Genomic DNA, 20,860 nt, shown 5'->3' on the forward strand with positions numbered 1-20,860 from the left:
ACGACGGCGGACCCGCTCGTGGGGGGCGTCCGCCGTCGTCGTTATTTATGCCGTGCGGTTAGGGCGTGGCCCTGAACGAGTGCGGACTGCCATGGGCCTGGAACTCGGCGGAGGTTCCGCAATCCAGGACCTTTGTGCCGGCGGTAGCGGCATCAAGCACCACAGTCCGCACAGGCACTGAGGCCACCGTGTTGTTGGTCGCTATGAAGTTGTTGTTGCCGGAGGCCACCAGCACCATGGTGGGCGGCTGGCTTGGCGGGTTTACCGATCCCGCCGGCACGTCGTAGCTGAAGTGGTTGCCGGTCACGGTGTTGCTGTTGCCGGCGACGTGGACCAGCCCAAAGAGGTCGTCCAGCCCGTTGTTGTACGGCTTGAGTGGATCGAACGGTTCCATCTGGCGAAGGAAGTGGTTGGACGCCACAAGATTTTCGGTGCAGCTGCCTTCGAAGTTGACCATGCCGGGGTAGAAGGCATGGAAGCGGTTGGCCGTGATGGCAGAGCGTGTGGAGTTCTTGAAATGCACGCTGCTCCGGCCGCGGGGAAAGACGTTGTTGCCGGTGACCAGCAGGCCCATGTGCCCCTCGGCAAAGATGGAGAAGCCCACGAAGCCGGCGCCGATCAGGTTGTCCGTCACCTTGGAGGCCTGGCCTGAGCCCGTCAGTTCAATGCAGCTGCCGCACTCTGCCAGGAAGTTTCCGCTGACACTGAGCGCGTCCGTGTCCTTGACCACCAGGCCATGCTCCAGATAGACCATTCCCACGCCCTCCACCCGGCACGCATCGTTGGCCGAGTCGAAGCGGATGCCGGTCTTGCCGTTGAGGTAGGAATTCTGGTTGGAGCCGAACGAGACGCCGTCGAGGCAGAAGTTTTCGAAGATGATGGAGCTCAGCCGGGGGTCACCTGTGCGGAAAACCCGGAACGCGTCCCCGTTGCCGTCCGTTTTCTCCACCCGGATCCGGCTGCCGCCCGGATTGACCTCGTGCCAGCCGGACGTGTTTCCCGCGTTGTAGCGGATGCTCAGGGAAGTGAACCCATGGCCCGAGCCGCGGATGGTCAGGAAGCTGATGTCCACGTTGACCCTGGTCTTCAGCGAATAATCCCCTGGCGGAATGTAAATCACCGCCCCGGGCTTTGAAGCCTGGCTGGTCTGCTGGGACTTTACGTCCGCAATGATGCTGTTGATGGTCAGCCCGATATCGGCATAAGGGGTGGCGCCCGGGTTTCCCGGGACGGTCCAGGTGGTCACGTCGTAGACAGTGGTCAATGCTGGTGCTCCTCAGAATGTTGGCGGTGCAGTGCTCGTGCTGGTTACTGGTTGCTGCTCCTGGTGCAGAATAATGGTGCTGTCCACGTGGGTGCTGTGCAGGCGCTGGTGAAGCGCTACAGCAGGCCCACGATGGAGCGGTGGTCCGGCGGACCGGGACGGAGCGGACTGTCGTCGGGGTTATCTCGCCGGGCCACCATGGTGTTGGCGGCGCTGGCCTGCACACTTGCGGCGCTGACCACGGCCAGCGCAACGAGCGACGCCGAGGCCGCGCGCAGTACGGACCTGCGGCTTGGGTGTGGCGGAATGGGATGCATAGCGTTCTCCTTTGAACTGCGGCGGGATAACCCGCCAGCGAGTGGGGGCGGCTGCCACGGATCCGGAGAACTGATCCCCGGACGTGGGTTGCCAAAAAGTGCCAAATCAGCCAAAATGTGCCAAAACGATTTACCTTTGGCCGAAGCTCACTGTAGGGGCGCTCGCATCCCAGCGTCAAGAGTGGAAAGTTCTTGAGATGTGACGCTTGACACTTCATTCGAAAAAGGCCTAATGTGTTGCCAAGTCGTTTTGGCAAAACGATTTTTCACCCCACAGACTGTCTCGCCATTCCGTTCGAGAGAAAGTGAGTCGACAGCGATGTCCACTCGAAAAACCATCAACAGGTTCGCCACCATCGGCGGCCTCTGCACCGCCGTCGCCCTTGCGGCCACCGCGTGCGGCGCCGGGGGTCCGTCGTCGTCGGGTAGCGCCGCCAGCACCATCAACGTCCTGGTGGAGGCCGGCGGCCACGCCGAGCTGACTGGCGTTGCCGAACAGTGCAAGAAGGACGCGGGGATAGACGTCAATTTCGTCGAACTGCCCTACGACGGCATGTTCAACAGGCTTTCCAGCGAATTCTCCTCCGGCAACGTCTCCTTCGACGTCGCCGCCCTGGACTCCGTCTGGCTCCCCAGCTTCAAGGACGCCGTCCAGCCCATCGACGAACTCTTCACCGACGAGGCCAAAAAGGACATCTTCCCGGCCCTGGTGAAGGAAGCGAATGTGGACGGCCACTTCATTGGCATGCCGGCCTGGACCAACGCCGAAATCATCCTTTACCGCAAGGACCTCTTTGAGGACCCGCAGAACAAATCCGGGTTCAAGGCCAAGTATGGCTATGACCTCGCTGCACCCACCACCTGGAAGCAGTACCAGGAGGTTGCCGAGTTCTTCACCAAGGACGGGATGTACGGCACCGACGTGAAGGGCGGGGTGGAGACCGAATGGCTGGCCCACGTCCTCCAGGCCGGCTCCCCGATGGTGATAGATGACAAGAACAACGTGGTCATCGACAACGCCGCCCACAAGGAAGCGCTGGACTTTTACACCAGCCTGGCACCGTCCGCCCCGCCAGGGGCAGCGCAGGTTGACTGGGCCGCGGCGCAGAACCTGTTCAACCAGGGCAAGACTGCCATGACCCGGTTCTGGGCCCACGCCTACCGCCAGATCCCCAAGGATTCCCCGGTGGCCGGCAAGGTGGGTGCGGCTCCAATGATCGGCGGCAGCGCCGGGGTGGCCGGTGTTCCGGGCCCCTGGTACCTGTCGGTTCCGAAGGCCACCAAGAACGCGGACAACGCCAAGAAATTCATCAAGTGCGCCTACGACCACAACAGCATGGGCATCGAGTCCAGCCTGGGCCTGGCCTCGCGCATCTCCGCCTTCGAGAAGTACCAGGACCAGCCGGGGTATGAAAGCTTCGGCCCCCTGATCGAAACCCTCAACGGGAAGGCCACCGCCACCCGCCCGGCCACCGAAAAGTGGCAGCAGATCGTGGACACCGTCCTGGTGCCGCTCCTGCAGAAGGCTGTGGCCGGCGGGGACTCCGCAACCCTCCTGGCAGACGCCAAGAAGCAGATCCAGGATCTCCTCAAGTAAGACTCCGTGGCCGGCACGTGACCCTGTGGCAGCAGCCATGTCCGTGCCGGCCGCGGCCCCCAACCAGCAGAAGAGAAACACCGTGCGCATCTCCGATCGCCGCTTCGCAATGTTCCTGATGGCCCCGGCGGCATTGTTCCTCGCCATTTTCGTGGCCTACCCGCTGTTCCGTCTTGTCACCGACAGCTTCTTCAAGATCTCGCCCATGGCCGGCGGGCCCCGTGATTTCGTGGGCCTGGACAACTACTTCCGGGCCTTCGCCTCTGAAGCCTTTATGGGCGCAGGATGGCGTACCTTGGCCTACACCCTGGTGGTTGTCACCCTCGAGTTTGCGCTCGGGCTTGGCATGGCCCTGCTGTTCACCATGCTGGGCCGCAATTCCCAGATCTGGCGGACTGTCTTCCTGTACCCCCTGATGATCGCGCCCATCGTGGCAGGCCTGCTGTGGAAGTTCCTCATGATCGATAACTTCGGCCTGATCGGCACGCTTCTACACCAGGCTGGAATCCTGCAGAATCCCAACCAGATCGGCTGGTTGTCCGACCCCAACATCGTCCTTTTCTCCGTGGCGATTCCGGATATCTGGCTCACCACGTCGTTCATGTGCCTGGTGCTGTTCGCCGGACTGCAGAACATTCCGGGCGACCTCATCGAGGCGGCACGGCTGGACGGGGCACGCGCCCCCGCCATGCTGTTCCGCATCATCCTTCCCCTGCTCCGGCCCGTGATAGCCGTGGCACTGGTGGTGCGCGGCATCGATGCCGCCCGGGCCTTTGACACCATCCTCATCCAGACCAACGGCGGCCCGCAGTCCGCCTCGGAAACCATGAGCCTGCTGATTTACCGCACCATGATCCGCTTCGGCGATCCGGGGCTGGCAAGCGCCATGGGCACTATCTACCTGCTGGCCATGCTCGGCGTCGCCTTCTTCGCCGTCGCCACCATCTGGCGGCCAGGAAAGGACAACTGATGAGCATCGCAGACCACCGCGTTGGCGGAAAACGCGCAACACAAACCACCCCGCCGGCCCGTTCGTCGGCTTCCCTGAAGGGCGCAACGGCCCAGACGGACCTGGGAGGAGGCCGGAAGCGCCGGGCCCGGCACCACGCCGAGGGCCTCGAAGCGGGCCGGCGCAGCACCAGGACCCTGCTTTGGATCCTTTTGGCAATCGCCATGGTGCTCTACGGCTTCCCGTTCCTCTACCTGCTATTTACCTCCTTCAAGACGCCGATCGATACCATCGCCGTTCCGCCCACCATCCTGCCCAGGGAATGGACGCTGGAGAACTACATCAACGCGCTGGGCCGCAATGGAGTGCTGGCGTCCTTCATCAACAGCACCCAGACGGCCATCATCAGCACTGTCCTGTCTCTGGTGCTGGCGGTGCCGGCGGCCTACGGCATCACCCGGTACAAGACACCCAGCGGCCGGGTGTTCATCATGGCGGCACTCGTCACACGGATGGTGCCGCCGGTGGCCATCGGCATCCCGCTGGCTTCCATGATGGCGACGGCGGGGCTCGCCGATACCCCCATCGCTCTGTCCATTGCCCACACCACCATTTCGCTGCCGCTGTCCATCTGGCTGATGGCCAGCTTCTTCGAAGCCGTGCCCAAGGACCTGGAGGAAGCGGCCACCGTGGATGGCTGCAGCAGGCTGGGCGCCCTGTGGCGGGTGGTCATCCCGGTGGTCTCCGGCGGCATCGCGGTCACCGCGATCTTCGCCTTCCTGGCCTCCTGGAACGAGTTCCTCTTCGCCCTCCTTATGACGGCGATCCGCTCCCAGACCACCCCGGTGGTCATAGCGAATTTCCAGACCCAGTTTGGGCTTGACTGGGGATCCATGACGGCACTGGCCGCCGTGTACTCGATCCCGGTCATCCTCCTTACGCTTCTCTTGCAGCGCAAAATCGTGGCCGGCATGACGCTGGGTGCCGTCAAGGGCTGAGCAATCACAACACAAAGGGAAGAACCAATGTCAAGCAACAACTCCTACGACGTGACGACGTGGCCCGTCGGCAATCCGTCCGAGGACGTCGGTGAAGTCATCAACAGCATCATCGCCGATATCAAGGACCGGCAGACGGCCACCGATGCGAACAATGGAGGAAAGCCAGGCGCGGTGATCTACATTCCGCCCGGGGACTACCACCTCCGTACGCAGGTGGTGATCGACGTCAGCTTCCTTCGAATCGAGGGCTCCGGACACGGCTTTACGTCCTCGAGCATCCGGTTCAACGCTGCCGAAGACGAATGGCCGGACCTGCATGAGCTCTGGCCCGGCGGGAGCCGTATCCTGGTCGATCTTCCTCCCGCCAAAAACGGGCAGGAATCCATGGGCGCCGCGTTCTACGTTGAGCGAAGCGGGAGCCCGCGGATCAGTTCGGTGGAGTTCTCCAACTTCTGCATCGACGGGTTGCACTTCACCCCGGATGGCTCGGCGATGCCTCCGGAGAACACCTACGTCAACGGCAAGACCGGCATCTACGTCGCGAGCGCCAATGACTCATTCCGGGTGAACGGCATGGGGTTCATCTACCTTGAGAACGCTCTCACCATCCACAAGGCGGACGCTCTCTCCATTCACGACAACTTCATCGCCGAATGCGGAAGCTGCATCGAGTTGCGCGGGTGGGGACAGGCATCCAAGATCACCGACAACCTGGTGGGAGCAGGCCCTAAGGGTCACTCGATTTACGCCGAGAACCATGGCGGGCTCCTGATCACCGCGAACAACGTCTTCCCCCGTGGTGCGAGCAGCGTCCATCTCGACGGCGTCACGAGGTCAAGCGTCACCAACAACCGTCTGCATTCGTTCTACCCGGGGATGCTGATTCTCGCGAACAGTTCGGAAATCCTCGTGGCCACCAATCACTTCCTTCGCGACCATGAGCCCTGGACGCCCTTCCTGGGAGTGGACAACGGACTGGACGACCTCAACGGACTTCTCCGGGTCAGCGGCAGCAACAACTCTGTGGTGGCCAACCACTTCTCCCTGGTTATCGACTCGGAGAGCATTCGGCCGGCAGGGGCGATGCCTGTGATCATCCGGTTGACGGCGGGCGTGGGGAACTTCGTCTCCAACAACCATGTGGTGGCGATGGACGTTCACGCCACGTCAAGTGACTCCTGCTTTGAGGCCCAGGTGGACGCTCTGTTGACCACTGCGGCTTTGGACGGCCTCGCCGTGACGGCCGTTATGGTGGAGTCCGCATCAGCCCGGAACACCATCCTTGACTCCGGAAGCGACGCCCAAGTTATCGCAGACAGGGCTGTTAATGCCCTGCGGGCCACGCCCACGATCGGTTTCCCGCCATCGAACACGGCAACGCCGGCAACCAGGGAAACGATTACTCGTCTGTAGCCTAAAAACCAGACGTGACCAGGCATGAAACCTAAAGGACGTGGAGACCGTTGAGCAACAAGAACATTGGCATCAAGGACGTAGCAGTCGCCGCCGGCGTGTCTGTGACCACGGTTTCCCACGTGCTGAACGACGTGTCCTATGCGCGGATCAGTCCGGAAACCCGCAACAAGGTCAGGTCCGCTGCTGAGGAACTGGGTTACGGGCCCAACCGCCTGGCCCAGGCCCTGCGAACCCAGCGGACGGGCATGCTGGGGCTGGTGAGCGAGGACATCGCCACCACGCCCCACGCGGGCCGGATCATCCTCGGCGCGGACGAGGCCGCCCGCACCCGCGGCTACAACCTGATGATCATCAACACGTCAGGCTCGGCCAGCGCCGAATCCCGGGATGCCGACGTCGAGGCTCTCCTGGAGCGCCGGGTGGACGGAATCCTCTACGCCACCATGTACCACCGGAAGGTGCAGGTCCCGGCGAACCTGGGGAACGTGCCTACCGTCCTGGTGGACGCCGTCAGCACCGGCCGAAACCTGACAGCCGTCGTCCCGGACGAGGAAGGCGGTGCCCGGGCCGCCGTCGAACATCTCGTGGCGGCCGGCCACACCCGCATCGGCTTCCTTAACAACACGGACGACGTCCCGGCCACCCGGGATCGCCTCCGCGGCTTCCGGGCCGTCTTGACGGAAGCAGGGCTCGACGGCGATGCGGCCCCTGTCGAATCGGAGCTGTCAGAAGTGCCGGGAGGCTACGAGGCAGCACGCCGGATGCTGGACCGGGCGGACCGGCCCACCGCGCTGTTCTGCTACAACGACCGGATGGCCATGGGCGCGTACCGTGCTGCTGCGGAACTGGGGCTGTCCATCCCCGGAGACCTTTCCGTGGTGGGTTTCGATGACCAGCAGCTCATCGCCGCCAACCTGCACCCGGGCCTCACCACTGTTGCCCTGCCGCACTATGAAATGGGCGCCTGGGCCACGGAAAGCCTGATTGACGCCATCGAAGGCAAAACTGACCTGGCCCTCATGGCCCTGCACCCGACCATCCTGGACTGCCCCCTGGTGGTACGGGAATCCGTGGCGGCACCCGCGCCGCCGCACTGATTACAGACCACAAGCCCACCCACCCTGCTCCGGCAGACCCACCCACAGACCAAGGATCCACACCATCATGTCCAGTCGCCTTGATGACGCACGCCCGCAGCCACATATGCTGCCGGCTCCGCCGACGGCACCGGTGCTGCCAGTTGCCCGGACAGAGCAGGCGGGGACGCCGCACTACCGCCCGGCAATCCACTACACGGCCCGGGATACCTGGCTCAACGACCCCAACGGCCTGGTCTTCTACCGCGGCCAGTACCACCTGTATTACCAGAACAATCCGCACGGAAATGTATGGGGCAACATGTCCTGGGGCCACGCCATTTCCGAGGACCTGGTGCACTGGACTGAACAGCCCGTGGCCATCGCCTGCGACGCCGAAGAGGACGTCTACTCCGGAAGCATTGTGGTGGACCATGCCAACACCTCCGGATTTGGCACGGCCAACAACCCTCCGCTGGTTGCCATCTACACCAGTGCCTTTAAGGACGGGACGCCGTATGCGGGCACTCAGGCCCAGTCCCTCGCGTACAGCAGCGACGCCGGCATGACGTGGACCAAGTTCAGTGGAAACCCCGTCCTGACCCGGGGCTCGGCCAACTTCCGCGATCCCAAGGTCTTCAGCCATTCCGGGCCGAACGGCCAGGAATGGGTGATGGCCGCCGTTGAGGCCGGCGAGCAGAAGGTTGTCTTCTACCGTTCGGCGAACCTGCGGGACTGGACCTTTGCCAGCGAGTTCGGACCGGCCAATGCCCTCGGCGGAGAGTGGGAATGCCCGGATCTCTTCCCGCTGCCAGTAGACGGCGATCCTGCCCGGATCAAGTGGGTGCTGGTGGTCAACCTCAACCCGGGCGCGGTGGCGGGCGGCTCAGGCGGCCAGTATTTCGTGGGAGATTTCGACGGCGCCACCTTCACACCGGATCCTTCCTGCCTGCTGGAGGACCCGGTGGACGGTGCGGCTGCCCTCAAGCCGGACGGCAGTGCCGTGGACAGGGACAGACTGCGCCAATGCAGCTGGCTGGACTGGGGCCGCGACTATTACGCCGCTGTTTCCTTCAGCAACGTCCCCGACGGCCGGCGCCTGATGATCGGCTGGATCAACAACTGGGACTACGCCAACTCCCTGCCCACGTCACCTTGGCGCTCCGGCATGTCGCTGGTGCGCGAAGTCAGCCTGGAAACGGTGGACGGCCGGCCGCGCCTGGTCCAGACGCCTGTCCTGCCCGCTGCCGTCAGCGGCAACCGGCACGCCATGGAGCCGGGCGGGCTCTCCGCGGAGGTCAAGCTGCCGGAAGCCATCCCGGGCACCGCGCAGCTCATCGACGCCGAACTCCTTCCCGGAACGGCCCGGCAGTTTGGTTTCCGGCTGTTTCAGGCTGCCGACGGCGGCGCCGCCGCGGTATTGACCTACGACGCAGCCGCCGGGCTGCTGACACTGGACCGCCGGGAAGGCGGGATAACGGAGTTCCATCCGGAATTTCCTTCCGCCGAGTCCGCCCCCGTCGCCCTGGACAGTGGCGTACTGGCGCTGCGCATCGTCGTCGACCATTGCTCCGTGGAGGTGTTTGCGCAGGGCGGCAAGGTGGTCCTGACGGACCTGGTGTTTCCCGCTCCCGGAAGCGTGGGCACAGCGGTCTTCGCCGACGGCGGCACTGCGGTCATCCGCCGGCTGGAAGTCTCGGCGGTCAGCTAGCAGCCCAGATGGCCCCGGCGGCATTCCTCCTCCCCGCCGCTACGCCCAGAGGGAACTTTTCCGCTACACCGTGCGTGATTTACTCGGATACGGTGTATAGCTAGAAGCTGACGCAGCACCAACACGCGCGCAGACCACTCGCCGTGCAGCACTACCAGGAGGGACGGGGCCAGCCCCCGAACAGATGAAAGCTAAGAGTTTCTTCAAGGGCCCGGGCATCTGGATCGTTGTTGTGATCGGCATGCTTCTTGTGGCTTTTGCAACGCTGGCTCCCGGCGGCGCGGCACGGATCGACACGGACAAGGGCCTTGAGCTCCTCGCCGACAGCGGCAAGGTGGAGCAGGCAAAAATCTTCGACGGCGAAAACCGCGTAGACCTCACCCTGAAGGACAACCTCCAGGTCAACGGCCAGGACAAGGGCAAGAGCGTCCAGTTCTTCTTCGTCGACGCCCGCGCGGGCGACGTCGTCAAGGCTGTCACCGACGCCCGGCCGGCCAGCGGCTACACAGACCAGCCCATCGAGAGCAACTGGTTCTCCGGCCTGCTTTCCCTCCTGATCCCCGTCATCCTGCTTGGCGCACTTTTCTGGTTCCTGATGACCCGGATGCAGGGCGGCGGCTCCAAGATCATGCAGTTCGGCAAGTCCAAGGCCAAGATGGTCAACAAGGACATGCCGCAAGTCACCTTTGTGGACGTTGCCGGTGCAGACGAAGCGGTAGAGGAACTCCAGGAAATCAAGGAGTTCCTGCAGGAGCCTGCCAAGTTCCAGGCAGTGGGGGCCAAGATCCCCAAGGGTGTGCTGCTCTACGGCCCGCCGGGAACCGGCAAGACCCTCCTGGCACGCGCTGTCGCAGGCGAGGCAGGCGTCCCGTTCTTCTCCATCTCCGGCTCGGACTTCGTGGAAATGTTCGTGGGTGTGGGCGCTTCCCGTGTCCGCGACCTCTTCGAGCAGGCCAAAGCCAACTCTCCCGCCATCATCTTTGTGGACGAGATCGACGCCGTGGGCCGTCACCGCGGCGCCGGCATCGGCGGCGGCAACGACGAACGCGAGCAGACCCTCAACCAGCTCCTGGTGGAGATGGACGGCTTCGACGTCAAGACCAACGTCATCCTGATCGCGGCCACCAACCGCCCCGACGTCCTGGACCCCGCCCTGCTGCGTCCGGGCCGTTTCGACCGCCAGATCTCGGTGGAAGCACCGGATCTGATCGGACGCGACCAGATCCTGCAGGTGCATGCCAAGGGCAAGCCCATGGCGCAGGGCGTTGACCTCAAGGCCGTCGCGAAGAAGACCCCCGGCTACACCGGCGCGGACCTCGCCAATGTGCTGAACGAGGCTGCACTCCTGACCGCGCGCTCCAATGCCAACCTCATTGATGACCGCGCCCTGGATGAGGCAATCGACCGTGTCATGGCCGGCCCGCAGAAGCGCAGCCGTGTCATGAAGGAGCACGAGCGCAAGATCACCGCGTACCACGAGGGCGGGCACGCCCTGGTGGCTGCCGCGCTGCGCAACTCTTCGCCGGTCACCAAGATCACCATCCTTCCGCGCGGCCGTGCCCTCGGATACACCATGGTGGTGCCGGACAACGACAAGTACTCGGTCACCCGCAACGAGCTGCTGGACCAGATGGCCTATGCCATGGGCGGCCGCGTCGCGGAGGAGATTGTGTTCCACGATCCCTCCACGGGAGCGTCCAACGACATCGAGAAGGCCACCGCAACGGCCCGAAAGATGGTCACCGAGTACGGCATGAGTGAACGCGTGGGTGCCGTGCGGCTGGGTCAGGGCGGCGGCGAACCGTTCCTGGGCCGCGACGCCGGGCACGAGCGCAACTACTCGGACCAGATCGCCTACGTGGTGGATGAGGAAGTCCGCCGCCTGATCGACCAGGCCCACGACGAGGCTTACGCCATCCTTATCGAGAACCGCGATGTCCTGGATGACCTCGCCCTGGAGCTCCTGGAACGGGAAACCCTGAACCAGGCAGAGATCGCGCAGATCTTCAGCTCCATCCGCAAGCGTGACTTCCGCGAGGTCTGGCTGTCCAAGGAGACCCGCCCCGTGCAGCAGGCAGGCCCGGTGGAGTCCCGCCAGGAGAAGGCCGAACGGGAGGCCCAGGAGGAAGCCAAGCAGGCCCGCCTGGACGAGCCGCTGGATTCGCAGCCCCTGCACCCGCAAGGTGTCCCGGAGGACGCTGCGTTCCAGGGCGGCGTCCCCGACTCGGGACCTGACGGCGTCCGCGGCTAAGCTTTCTTCTGTGAACTATTTCGACGACGACGACGCTCCCGCCTCCGCCGGCCACCCGGCGGAGGGCGGCCACCACCACAAAAAGCACGAAAAGGTGGATCGGCCCCGGATCGAGGCTGCCGTGCGTGAAATCCTGCTCGCCATCGGCGAAGACCCTGACCGTGGCGGCCTGCAGGACACTCCCAAACGGGTGGCCAAGGCCTATGCGGAGGTATTCGCAGGGCTGCACCACGATCCGGCCGAGATCCTTTCCACCACCTTTGACCTGGACCACGAGGAACTGGTCCTGGTCAAAGACATCCCCTTCTATTCCACCTGCGAACACCACCTGGTGCCGTTCCACGGCGTTGCCCACGTGGGCTACATTCCCTCCCATGACGGTAAAGTGACCGGGCTCAGCAAGCTGGCACGCCTCGTGGACATTTACGCCCGGCGCCCCCAGGTGCAGGAACGCCTCACCACGCAGATCGTCGACGCAATGGTCAGCCACCTCAAGCCCCGTGGCGCAATTGTTGTCATCGAATGCGAACACATGTGCATGTCCATGCGCGGTGTCCGCAAGCCCGGAGCGAAGACCGTCACCAGTGCGGTACGCGGGCAGCTTCATGACCCGGCCACCCGCGCCGAAGCCATGAGCCTCATCATCGGAAGGTAATTTTCAGACCATGGACTCACTAGCTGCAGCCCCGGGAACCGGGCCCGCCACCTCCCCGCTTCCCATCCTGCGCAAACCCCGCCCGGCCGCGAAATTCGAAGACCTTCCCACGGACCGCACGCTGGTCATGGGCATCCTGAACGTCACCCCCGACTCCTTTAGCGACGGCGGCAAGCATGAGACGGCGGACAGCGCCATCGCGGCAGGCCTGCGGATGTTCTACGCCGGGGCGGACATCATCGACGTCGGCGGCGAATCAACGCGTCCCGGCGCGGAAGATGTCAGCCCGGAAGAGGAACAGCGCCGGGTGCTGCCAGTGATCCAGGCGCTGGTGAAGGCCGGCGCCCTGGTCAGCATCGACACCACCCACGCGTCCACGGCAACCGCCGCGCTGGATGCAGGCGCCGCCATCATCAATGACATCTCCGGCCTCAGCATTGAACCGGAGATGGCAGAGCTCGTGGCCACGTCGAAAGTGCCCTACATCCTCACGCACCGCCGCGGGGATGCCCGCACCATGAACTCACTGGCTGAGTACACCGACGTTGCCGCCGAGGTGGTGGCAGAGCTCGCCGGTGTGCGCGACAAGCTCTACGCCGCCGGCGTCAGCCAGGAACAGATCATCGTGGATCCAGGCCTGGGGTTCGCCAAGAACGATGCCCACAACTGGGAACTCCTGCGGAACCTGGACCGGCTCGAAAGCCTTGGCCATAAGGTCCTGGTGGGTGCTTCCCGCAAACGCTTCCTGGGCTCCCTGCTCACGGAGGCAGGCAAAGCCGCCGTTCCCGAGGAACGCGACGCCGCCACCGCCGCCATTACAGCCATCGTCGCCGCCCGCGGCGCCTGGGCCGTCCGCGTGCACAATGTCCGTCCCAGCCTTGACGCCGTCAAGGTCGCCTCGCGCCTGGCTGCTGCCCACACCACTCACTAGGGCCGGGGGACCCATGGACAGGATCACGCTGAGCGGTGTCACCGCCGTCGGCCATCATGGCGTGTTTGAATTTGAGCGCCGCGAGGGCCAGCCCTTTGTTGTGGACGCCGTCCTGCACCTGGACTTCTCCAAGGCAGCCGAATCCGACGACGTCCGGGACACCGCCCACTACGGTGAGGTGGCGGAGCGGATCAAGGCCTGGATCACGGGTGAGCCCTTGAACCTGATCGAGGCGCTGGCCGTGCGGATTGCGGACGACCTTCTCAGCGGGTTCCAGATCAACGCAGTGGACATCACTGTGCATAAACCGGAGGCGCCCATCGAGGTGCCTTTCGGCGACGTTGCCGTCACTGTCCACCGCGCCCGGAACGACGGGCAGAACCCATGAGTGCTGTTTATTCAAAGGCTGTGCTGGCCCTGGGCAGCAACCTGGGCGAACGGAACGACACCCTTTCCGAGGCCGTAGCGGATCTTGTTGATCCGCCGGAGGTCCGCCTGCTGGACGTTTCTCCCGTGGTGCAGACCAAGGCGGTGGGTGGTCCGGCCGGCCAGCCGGACTTCCTGAACATGGTCATCACCGTGGAAACCTCGCTCTCGCCGCTGCAGCTGCTGGAGCACTGCCAGGCTGTGGAGAACAAGCACCACCGCGTCCGGGAGGTCCGCTGGGGGCCGCGGACGCTCGACGTCGACATCATTGTCTACGGTGACCTCATCAGCGGGGATCCGGTGCTGACCCTCCCGCATCCCAGGGCCGCGAGCCGCGCTTTTGTGCTGTACCCCTGGTCCCTGATAGAGCCCGCTGCCACTTTGAACGGCGAGCGGATCAGCACGCTGGCCGCCCGTGCAGAAGATTTTGACGACCTCGCGCCCTTCGACGGCTTCGGCGATTTCGACGGTGTCCCACTGGCCGGGACGGCGGAGTAGCCGATGAAACCTATTAATCCCCTGCGACTGCTGCTCATAGGCGTCATCCTTGCCGTCGCCGGATGGTCTGCCACTGTCCTCACCAACCGGTACAGCATGGCCACCCCGGTCCTGCCGGTCACGGCTCTTGCCACCATGGGCGTGATTGTGGTTATCACGCTGATCCTTGGCATCCGGATCCTGAGGTGGCGCAACAGGAACCGCGACAAAACCAAAAAGAAGATCGCCCTCGATCCGATTCTCGCCGCGCGCACCCTCGTGCTGGCGCAGGCGTGTGCCTACGCCGGCACCGTCCTGCTGGGCTGGCATGCCGGCATTTTCCTGGACCAGCTGCGGGTTTGGAGCCTGCGCAGCGACCAGGGCATCACCTGGGTTGCACTGGCCCAGGCCGGGGGAGGGCTGGCCATGATTGTGGTGGGACTGCTGGTGGAACGCTTTTGCAAGATCCCGCCGGAGGACAGCGACACCCCGCCCGGCGAAGGACAGCCCGGCCGCGGGGCACGGGGCGAAGCCGCAGGGGAAGGCGAATATGCATACCGAGGCGATTGATCCGCCGGGCATCACGTGGCAGCGGGTGTCGCCCAAATACATCACGGTGCGCCTGGTGCAGTGGGCCGTCGGGAACCTGGTCACCCTGCTGGTACTCAGCCTGCCCCTGGTGTTGGTCCTCAACGGGTGGTGGGCATGGCCGCCGCTCTGGCTTGCCGTCACAGCGCCCGCCGTCATGCTGGTCCTCGCCGTCTGGCGCCTTGTGCTGATCCCGCGGCAAGTCCGCGCCATCGGCTATGCAGAGCGCGACGACGACCTCCTGATCCGCACCGGCATCTTCTTCCAGCGGACCATGGCCGTCCCCTATGGCCGCATGCAGTACGTGGATATAGGGGTGGGACCCGTGGAACGCGCGCTTGGCCTGTGCACCCTCAAGCTGCACACGGCATCACCTGGCACCAACGCCCAGATCCCGGGCCTGCCCGCCGCCGAGGGGGCGCGCCTGCGTGAGCAGCTCACAGCCCGCGGCGAAGCCAGGCTGGCAGGACTGTGACGGCTGAAGGCCCCCCGCAGCCGGCACCGCAATCGTCACCGCAGCAGCCTTCACCGGCCCCGGTCCAGCAGCCTTCACCGGCCCCCGACGGCGAGTGGCTGCGGGTCCATCCGGCGTCGCCTTTTGTGCGCGGCTGGGTGGCCTTGGCCGCCATCGGCTTTTTCTTCGGCCGCGACATCTTCGAACGGATGCTTCAAGGCAGGCCCGTGCTGGAAGACGGCTTCGCCGGCCGGGTCCCCTGGCTGCTTGCTGGAGGAGGGGCAGTGCTGCTGATCGCAGTGCTCGGCTTCATCCTCACCTGGTACTTCACCAAGTACCAGGTGTCCGGTGGCTACGTCCGGGTCAATACCGGCTTCCTCTTTCGCCAGCAGCGCCAGGCGCGGCTGGACCGGGTCCAGGCCATCGACATCGTTCAGCCACTGCTGGCCAGGGTTTTTGGCCTTGCCGAGCTCAAATTCGAGGTGGCGGACGCCGGCGAGTCCGCGGTGCGGCTGGCCTACCTCCGGATGGATGACGCCCGGCAACTTCGGGCAACCATCCTGGCCCGGGCCGCCGGCGTGGTGCAGGTTTCCGGCGAAACGCAGGAGGCCGCGCCCGAGGCACCGGAGCAGCCCGTGCTGTCAGTGCCGCCGTCGCGCCTTATCGGTTCGCTGCTGCTCAGCGAACAGAGCTTCTTTATAGTGCTGGGCGGTGTGGCGTCCGTTGTCCTCTCCGCGGTGACGGACAACCGGGGGTTCTACTTCTACCTGATTCCGGCGGCCCTTGGCCTGGCCGCCACCTATTGGGGATCCTTCAACAAGGGTTACAACTTCACGGCAGCCATCTCGCCGGACGGGATTCGGCTTCGCTACGGGCTGCTGGACACGCAGGCGCAGACGCTGCCTCCCGGCCGGATCCAGGCGCTGAAAGTGACGCAGCCTCCGCTGTGGCGGTTCTTTGGCTGGTACCGGATCCAGGTAAACGTGGCCGGGTATGGCTTGGTGGGAGGCAACGGCGAGGGCACCTCCCGCACCACCCTCCTGCCGGTAGGAAAACTGCCTGACGTGATGAGCATGCTTGCCCTGGTGCTGCCGGATCCGGGAACTCCTGAGCCCGGGAAGGTTTTCGTTGCCGGACTGACGGGACTGGATGCCGACGGCGGTTTTGTCACCACGCCGCCACGGGCCCGGCTGCTGGCACCCCTCGGGTGGCGGCGGAACGGGTTCACCGCCACCGACACGGCGCTTCTAATCCGTTCAGGCCGCTGGTGGCGGCACCTGGTGGTGGTCCCGCACCAGCGGACCCAGTCCATGGCCCTGCACCAGGGACCGCTGGCCAGGCGGTTCCGGGTGGCCGACCTGGTGCTCCACACCACCGCCGGGCCCGTGGTGCCCCGCCTGATACAGGCCGATATGGACCAGGCCAGGGCCCTGTTTGACGAACAGTCAGCGCGCGCCCGCCTGGCCCGGAAACGGCAAACCAGCGAACAATGGCTGGCCCAGGTTGCCCCTGGCCTGGCGGAACAACCGCAGCAGGGAACCGCCGCTGCCGCCGACACCTCACTTCAGGAAGGCCAGCATGGCTAAACCAGGACGCCTTGGCGTCGGAATCATCGGCGCCGGCAAGGTGGGCGCAGTCCTCGGTGCGGCATTGCGCTCCGCCGAGCACGCCGTCGTCGGAGTTTCCGCCGTTTCCGATGCCAGCCTCGAACGTGCTGAAGCCCTGCTTCCGGGGGTTCCGGTGATGGAGGTCCAGGACATCGTGGAGCGGTCCGAACTGGTGCTCCTGGCGGTACCGGACGACGCCCTGGCCAGCCTCGTCCAGGGCCTGGCCAAACTGGGCGCCTGGCAGCCAGGCCAGCTGGTGGCCCATACGTCGGGCCGGTTTGGCGTGGGCGTCCTGCACCCGGTACGGGCGGCAGGATCCATCCCGCTGGCCCTGCACCCCGCCATGACCTTCACCGGTATGAGCCTGGACCTGACCCGGCTCCTTGACTGCACGTTCGGCGTGACCGCTGACGCTGCGATGCTGCCCATAGCCCAGGCGCTGGTGGTGGAGATGGGGGCCGAGCCGGTGGCCATCGCCGAGGGCGATCGCACGCTCTACCATGCGGCGCTGGCCCATGGTTCCAACCACCTGGTTACCCTGGTGGCGCAGGCGTCGCAGCTGCTGCGCGATGTAGGCGTTGACGCACCCGAACGGATGCTGGGGCCCCTCTTACGCGCCACCCTGGAGAACGCCCTGGCGTCCGGCGAATCGGCATTGACCGGTCCGGTTGCACGCGGTGACATCGGAACTGTCGCCGCCCATGCTGAAGCGCTGCGTGAGTACGACGCCGGAGCGCAGGCCGATGTGCTTGAGGCGTACCTTGCCATGGCCCGGGCAACAGCCCGCCGCGCCGAAGGACGAGGGCTGCTGAAAGCGGATCAGCTCAAGGCGATCCGCGAAGCCCTCCTTGAAAATGAACAGGGCGACGGCTCCAACAACGGCGAACCGGGCAGCGATGGGCCGGCCAGCGGTGACGGCTCGGGCAGCGGTGACCCTTTTGGCGACCATAACTCCGACGGCGATGGGCCGCGGTCCTCGGGAGGACGATGACATGAGCATCCAGCTGGTGACAACGGTGGCGGACCTGCGCGCGCAGGGCGCCCGGCTCCTCAGGGAGAAGCAAGGCGTGTCCCAGGGCCTGGTGCCCACCATGGGAGCCCTCCACGAGGGACATGCCCGGCTGGCGCGCACCGCCGTCGAACAAAACGACGTGGTGGTGGCGTCCATTTTCGTCAACCCGCTGCAGTTCGGCGACGCCGTGGACCTGGACCGCTATCCACGGACCCTGGACGCGGACCTCGCGCTGCTGGAGGAACAGGGAGTGGACATCGCATTTGCGCCGCCGGTGGAGGAGGTCTATCCCGAAGGGGCGCCGCTGGTGCGGGTCACAGCAGGTCCGTTGGGGGAGAAGTGGGAGGGCGCATCCCGGCCGGGCCATTTTGACGGTGCCCTCACCGTGGTGGCCAAGCTGCTGCACTACGGCATTCCGGGGACAGGGCTGCCGCCCGCAGGGGCTTTTGTGTCGGGCAACGGCGGGGGGCTTCCTGCCTACCGCGCGTACTTTGGCCAGAAGGACGCGCAACAGTTGGCCCTGGTGCGGCGGATGGTGGCCGATCTGAACTTCCCGGTGGAAATCATTGCCGTGCCGACAGTCCGTTCCGGCGACGGCCTGGCTCTGTCCAGCCGCAACCGCTTCCTGTCCGAGGATCAGCGCGAAGCCGCACTGGTGTTGTCCAGGGCGCTGCGGCTGCTGGAGGAACGGGCGAACGCCCACGAGCCGCTGGACCTCGACTCGGCCCAGGCCCTGGTGGCCTCCCAGCCGATGGTTGAGCTGGACTACTTCGACGTGGTGGATCCGCTCACCCTGGAGCCCCTGGCAGAGAATTGCCGGGCGACCCCGTTCCGCGGCGAGGGGCTGGGGATCATAGCGGCGAGGGTGGGACCCGTCCGGCTGATCGACAACGTGCCGCTAAGCTCCTGATACTCAAATAAGGCGGAAGGCTATTCCTGGGCTGCGAGGCTGAGCAGGTCCACTCCGTGCATGGCGTCGGCGGCCCTGACCAGCGCCAAATGGGAGAAAGCCTGCGGGAAGTTCCCTGCCATCCGCTGGTCCTCCGGCGCGTATTCTTCGCTTAGCAGGCCCAGCTCATTGGAGAACCCCACAAGCCTGTCCATCAGTGCCCCGGCATCGGACTGCCGGTGGGTGCGTGCGTATTGTTCCACCAGCCAAAAGGAGCAGGCAAGAAAAGGATGCTCGCCCGGTTCAAGGCCGTCAACGCCCGTCTCGGTCCGGTAGCGCAACAGCAGTCCCTCGTCAGTCAGAAGCTCGCGTTCCAGCTGGGCGACTGTACCGAGCATGTGCTGGTCGTCGTAAGCCAGAAAGCCAACCTGCGGCAGGGCCAGGAGCGCGGCGTCCGTCTGGGTGCCGCCGTACGTCTGGGTGAAGGAGTTCAGCTCGGCGTTGAAGCCCCGCTCCATGATTTCTGACCGCAAACGCCGCCGCAGTTCTTCCCAGTGCTCGGCCGGGCCTGGGAGTCCGTGGTCCCGAACCGCGCGGACACCACAATCAAAGGCCGCCCACATCATCACCCTGGAATGCGTGAAGTACTGGGCGGTGCCCCGCATCTCCCACAACCCGAAGTCCTTGTCATCAAAATGCTTCTCGACGAATCCCAGCAGGGCCCGCTGCAGCGCCCAGGAGAACGTGTCTTCCTTTCCGCCGGCCAGGCGCAGCCGCTCCAGGGCCACCATCACTTCGCCAACCACGTCAGCCTGGTATTGAGCCACTGCGGCGTTGCCAATCCGGACCGGCCGCGCGTCCTGATAGCCGGGTAAGTGATCCAGTACCCTCTCCGGGAGGTCGCGTTCCCCGGCCACCCCGTACATGATCTGGACATCCTCAGGATCACCGGCAAGCGCGCGCAGCAGCCAGTTGCGCCACTTGAGAGCCTCCGTTTCGTACCCGTGGGTCAGCATGGCTTCAAGGGTCAGGGCGGCGTCGCGGAGCCAGCAAAAGCGGTAGTCCCAGTTGCGTGAGCCGCCAAAGTCCTCCGGCAGGGACGTGGTGGGAGCGGCGACGATGCCTCCCGTTTCGTAGTGGGTCAAGGCCCGCAGAACAAGCAGGGATCTCTTGACGGCGGGCCCGTAAATGCCGTCCTGGCGGCAGTTCCCACCCCAACGGGTCCAATAGCGCGTTGTCTCCTCGAGCGCTGCGTCAAAATCCAGCGGCGCCGGAACTTCCTTGTAGGAGGGGAACCACGTCAGTTCGAAGTCGACTGACTCGCCGGCCGGGACCTGAAAATCCCCAAGGCGCACGTGGCCATGGGCCTCGGGCAAATGAGGCCCCTGCAGGGCCCAGGCATCAGGCCCCGCCATGGCCAGCAACGCGTCCCCGCTTCCGGGCACGGTGTTCTTCCGGATGCGGCTCATCCATGGGACGATCGCACCGTACTGGGGGCGGATGCTCAGCTCCTGGCGCACCGAAACAGTTCCCTGGACGCCCGTCACGCGTCGCAGGAGGGAGGATCGGCCTTGCCCTGGCGGCATCAGGTCTGTAACACGCATCTGCCCGGTGGAGGTCTGCCAGGTGGTCTCCAGGACGAAGGTGGACTCCAGGTACTGGCGGCTCACCACCACGGCATCGGGGTCCGCCGGCGCAAGCAGCCACCTGCCATGATCTTCGTTTCCAAGGAGTGCTGCAAAGACGGACGGTGAGTCAAAACGGGGGAAGCAAAGCCAGTCCACGCTCCCAGACCGGGAGATGAGTGGCCCGGTGGCCAGGTCTGACAAAAGCGCGTAATCCTCGATGGGTGCCGCCATGCTTCTACCTAAGCACAACAAGGCAGTTCTGTGGCAGAATCTCTTGCCGCCGCTGATCGGCCAGGGGTCAAAAATTGTTCCGACGGCGGAGAATGCGTTTACTGGAGCGCTGACCTGCGATGATGCGCTGGAAGGCCAGAAGGGCTCCTAAAAAAGTTAGTCCGGGACTCTTGACCGCACTTCTGTTAGCGCTCACACTGGGGGTTATTCGTTAGCGCTAACAGTTTGAGCGGGGTTCTTGACCGTTCAACGTACAGCTCAATCATGAAAGCCAACCAAGATGACCCGCGAAGAAGCCTACTCCCGCTGCCCGGCGGACTCGTACGTGGAATACTACGGAAGCCAATGGCTGATAGTTCCTTTCGAGCCAGTTCAGCAGC

The 20,860-nt window shown here is 64.8% G+C and carries 20 protein-coding genes; 17 read left to right on the top strand and 3 right to left on the bottom strand.

The window, feature by feature from the left end; all coding sequences use genetic code 11:
* Positions 1-58: 58 nt before the first annotated feature.
* Positions 59-1,264 (bottom strand): NosD domain-containing protein, encoded by a 1,206-nt coding sequence (locus F8G81_RS01655; protein ID WP_267277311.1) that lies wholly within the window; start codon positions 1,262-1,264, stop codon positions 59-61.
* A gap of 116 nt (positions 1,265-1,380) precedes the next feature.
* Positions 1,381-1,581, bottom strand: coding sequence for a hypothetical protein (locus tag F8G81_RS01660; RefSeq protein ID WP_267277312.1), 201 nt, complete (start codon positions 1,579-1,581; stop codon positions 1,381-1,383).
* Positions 1,582-1,900: 319 nt separating this feature from the next.
* On the opposite strand from F8G81_RS01660, the gene F8G81_RS01665 reads away from it, so the two are divergent.
* From F8G81_RS01665 to F8G81_RS01740, 16 genes are all read left to right on the top strand, one after another.
* Positions 1,901-3,178 (top strand): ABC transporter substrate-binding protein, encoded by a 1,278-nt coding sequence (locus F8G81_RS01665; RefSeq protein ID WP_267277313.1) that lies wholly within the window; start codon positions 1,901-1,903, stop codon positions 3,176-3,178.
* An 82-nt stretch (positions 3,179-3,260) separates the two neighbouring features.
* Positions 3,261-4,148 (top strand): carbohydrate ABC transporter permease, encoded by an 888-nt coding sequence (locus F8G81_RS01670; RefSeq protein ID WP_267277314.1) that lies wholly within the window; start codon positions 3,261-3,263, stop codon positions 4,146-4,148.
* Positions 4,148-5,125: a carbohydrate ABC transporter permease gene (locus F8G81_RS01675; RefSeq protein WP_267277315.1), complete on the top strand. Its 978-nt coding sequence runs from the start codon at positions 4,148-4,150 to the stop codon at positions 5,123-5,125. Before F8G81_RS01670 ends, F8G81_RS01675 begins: the two co-directional genes overlap by 1 nt.
* Positions 5,126-5,152: 27 nt before the next feature.
* The gene (locus tag F8G81_RS01680) at positions 5,153-6,541 is read left to right on the top strand and encodes a NosD domain-containing protein (RefSeq protein WP_267277316.1); all 1,389 of its coding nucleotides are present in this window, start codon (positions 5,153-5,155) and stop codon (positions 6,539-6,541) included.
* A 50-nt stretch (positions 6,542-6,591) separates the two neighbouring features.
* Positions 6,592-7,641: a LacI family DNA-binding transcriptional regulator gene (locus tag F8G81_RS01685; protein WP_267277317.1), complete on the top strand. Its 1,050-nt coding sequence runs from the start codon at positions 6,592-6,594 to the stop codon at positions 7,639-7,641.
* A gap of 67 nt (positions 7,642-7,708) precedes the next feature.
* On the top strand, positions 7,709-9,331 hold the full coding sequence (locus F8G81_RS01690; protein WP_267277318.1) for a glycoside hydrolase family 32 protein: 1,623 nt from the start codon (positions 7,709-7,711) through the stop codon (positions 9,329-9,331).
* 184 nt (positions 9,332-9,515) lie between these two features.
* A complete protein-coding gene (gene ftsH / locus F8G81_RS01695) occupies positions 9,516-11,582 on the top strand; it encodes an ATP-dependent zinc metalloprotease FtsH (RefSeq protein WP_267277319.1) in 2,067 nt (688 codons plus the stop codon).
* Positions 11,583-11,592: 10 nt separating this feature from the next.
* A complete protein-coding gene (gene folE, locus F8G81_RS01700) occupies positions 11,593-12,237 on the top strand; it encodes a GTP cyclohydrolase I FolE (RefSeq protein ID WP_267277320.1) in 645 nt (214 codons plus the stop codon).
* A gap of 10 nt (positions 12,238-12,247) precedes the next feature.
* Positions 12,248-13,168, top strand: coding sequence for a dihydropteroate synthase (gene folP / locus F8G81_RS01705; protein ID WP_267277321.1), 921 nt, complete (start codon positions 12,248-12,250; stop codon positions 13,166-13,168).
* A 13-nt stretch (positions 13,169-13,181) separates the two neighbouring features.
* Complete coding sequence (folB, locus tag F8G81_RS01710) at positions 13,182-13,556, top strand: dihydroneopterin aldolase (protein WP_267277322.1); 375 nt, start codon at positions 13,182-13,184, stop codon at positions 13,554-13,556.
* Entirely contained in the window at positions 13,553-14,092 is a 540-nt protein-coding gene (gene folK, locus F8G81_RS01715; RefSeq protein WP_267277323.1) for a 2-amino-4-hydroxy-6-hydroxymethyldihydropteridine diphosphokinase, read from the top strand. Before folB ends, folK begins: the two co-directional genes overlap by 4 nt.
* A gap of 3 nt (positions 14,093-14,095) precedes the next feature.
* A complete protein-coding gene (locus F8G81_RS01720; protein WP_267277324.1) occupies positions 14,096-14,641 on the top strand; it encodes a DUF3180 domain-containing protein in 546 nt (181 codons plus the stop codon).
* Positions 14,622-15,134, top strand: a complete 513-nt coding sequence (locus F8G81_RS01725; RefSeq protein ID WP_267277325.1) for a PH domain-containing protein — start codon at positions 14,622-14,624, stop codon at positions 15,132-15,134. The genes F8G81_RS01720 and F8G81_RS01725 overlap by 20 nt, the downstream gene beginning before the upstream one ends.
* A 98-nt stretch (positions 15,135-15,232) precedes the next feature.
* Positions 15,233-16,699: a PH domain-containing protein gene (locus tag F8G81_RS01730; protein ID WP_267279367.1), complete on the top strand. Its 1,467-nt coding sequence runs from the start codon at positions 15,233-15,235 to the stop codon at positions 16,697-16,699.
* The gene (locus tag F8G81_RS01735) at positions 16,692-17,711 is read left to right on the top strand and encodes a Rossmann-like and DUF2520 domain-containing protein (RefSeq protein WP_267277326.1); all 1,020 of its coding nucleotides are present in this window, start codon (positions 16,692-16,694) and stop codon (positions 17,709-17,711) included. The genes F8G81_RS01730 and F8G81_RS01735 overlap by 8 nt, the downstream gene beginning before the upstream one ends.
* Position 17,712: 1 nt before the next feature.
* A complete protein-coding gene (locus tag F8G81_RS01740; protein ID WP_267277327.1) occupies positions 17,713-18,642 on the top strand; it encodes a 4-phosphopantoate--beta-alanine ligase in 930 nt (309 codons plus the stop codon).
* Between the two features lie 20 nt (positions 18,643-18,662).
* On the opposite strand, the gene F8G81_RS01745 is transcribed toward F8G81_RS01740, so the two are convergent.
* Positions 18,663-20,480, bottom strand: coding sequence for a glycoside hydrolase family 15 protein (locus F8G81_RS01745; RefSeq protein WP_267277328.1), 1,818 nt, complete (start codon positions 20,478-20,480; stop codon positions 18,663-18,665).
* Between F8G81_RS01745 and F8G81_RS01750 the strand changes: the two genes are divergently transcribed.
* Complete coding sequence (locus tag F8G81_RS01750; protein WP_267277329.1) at positions 20,479-20,631, top strand: hypothetical protein; 153 nt, start codon at positions 20,479-20,481, stop codon at positions 20,629-20,631. The two genes, F8G81_RS01745 and F8G81_RS01750, sit on opposite strands and share 2 nt — an antisense overlap.
* The last annotated feature ends 229 nt before the right edge of the window (positions 20,632-20,860 follow it).

Source organism: Arthrobacter sp. CDRTa11 (genome assembly GCF_026427775.1).
In the GTDB taxonomy this organism is placed as follows: domain Bacteria; phylum Actinomycetota; class Actinomycetes; order Actinomycetales; family Micrococcaceae; genus Arthrobacter.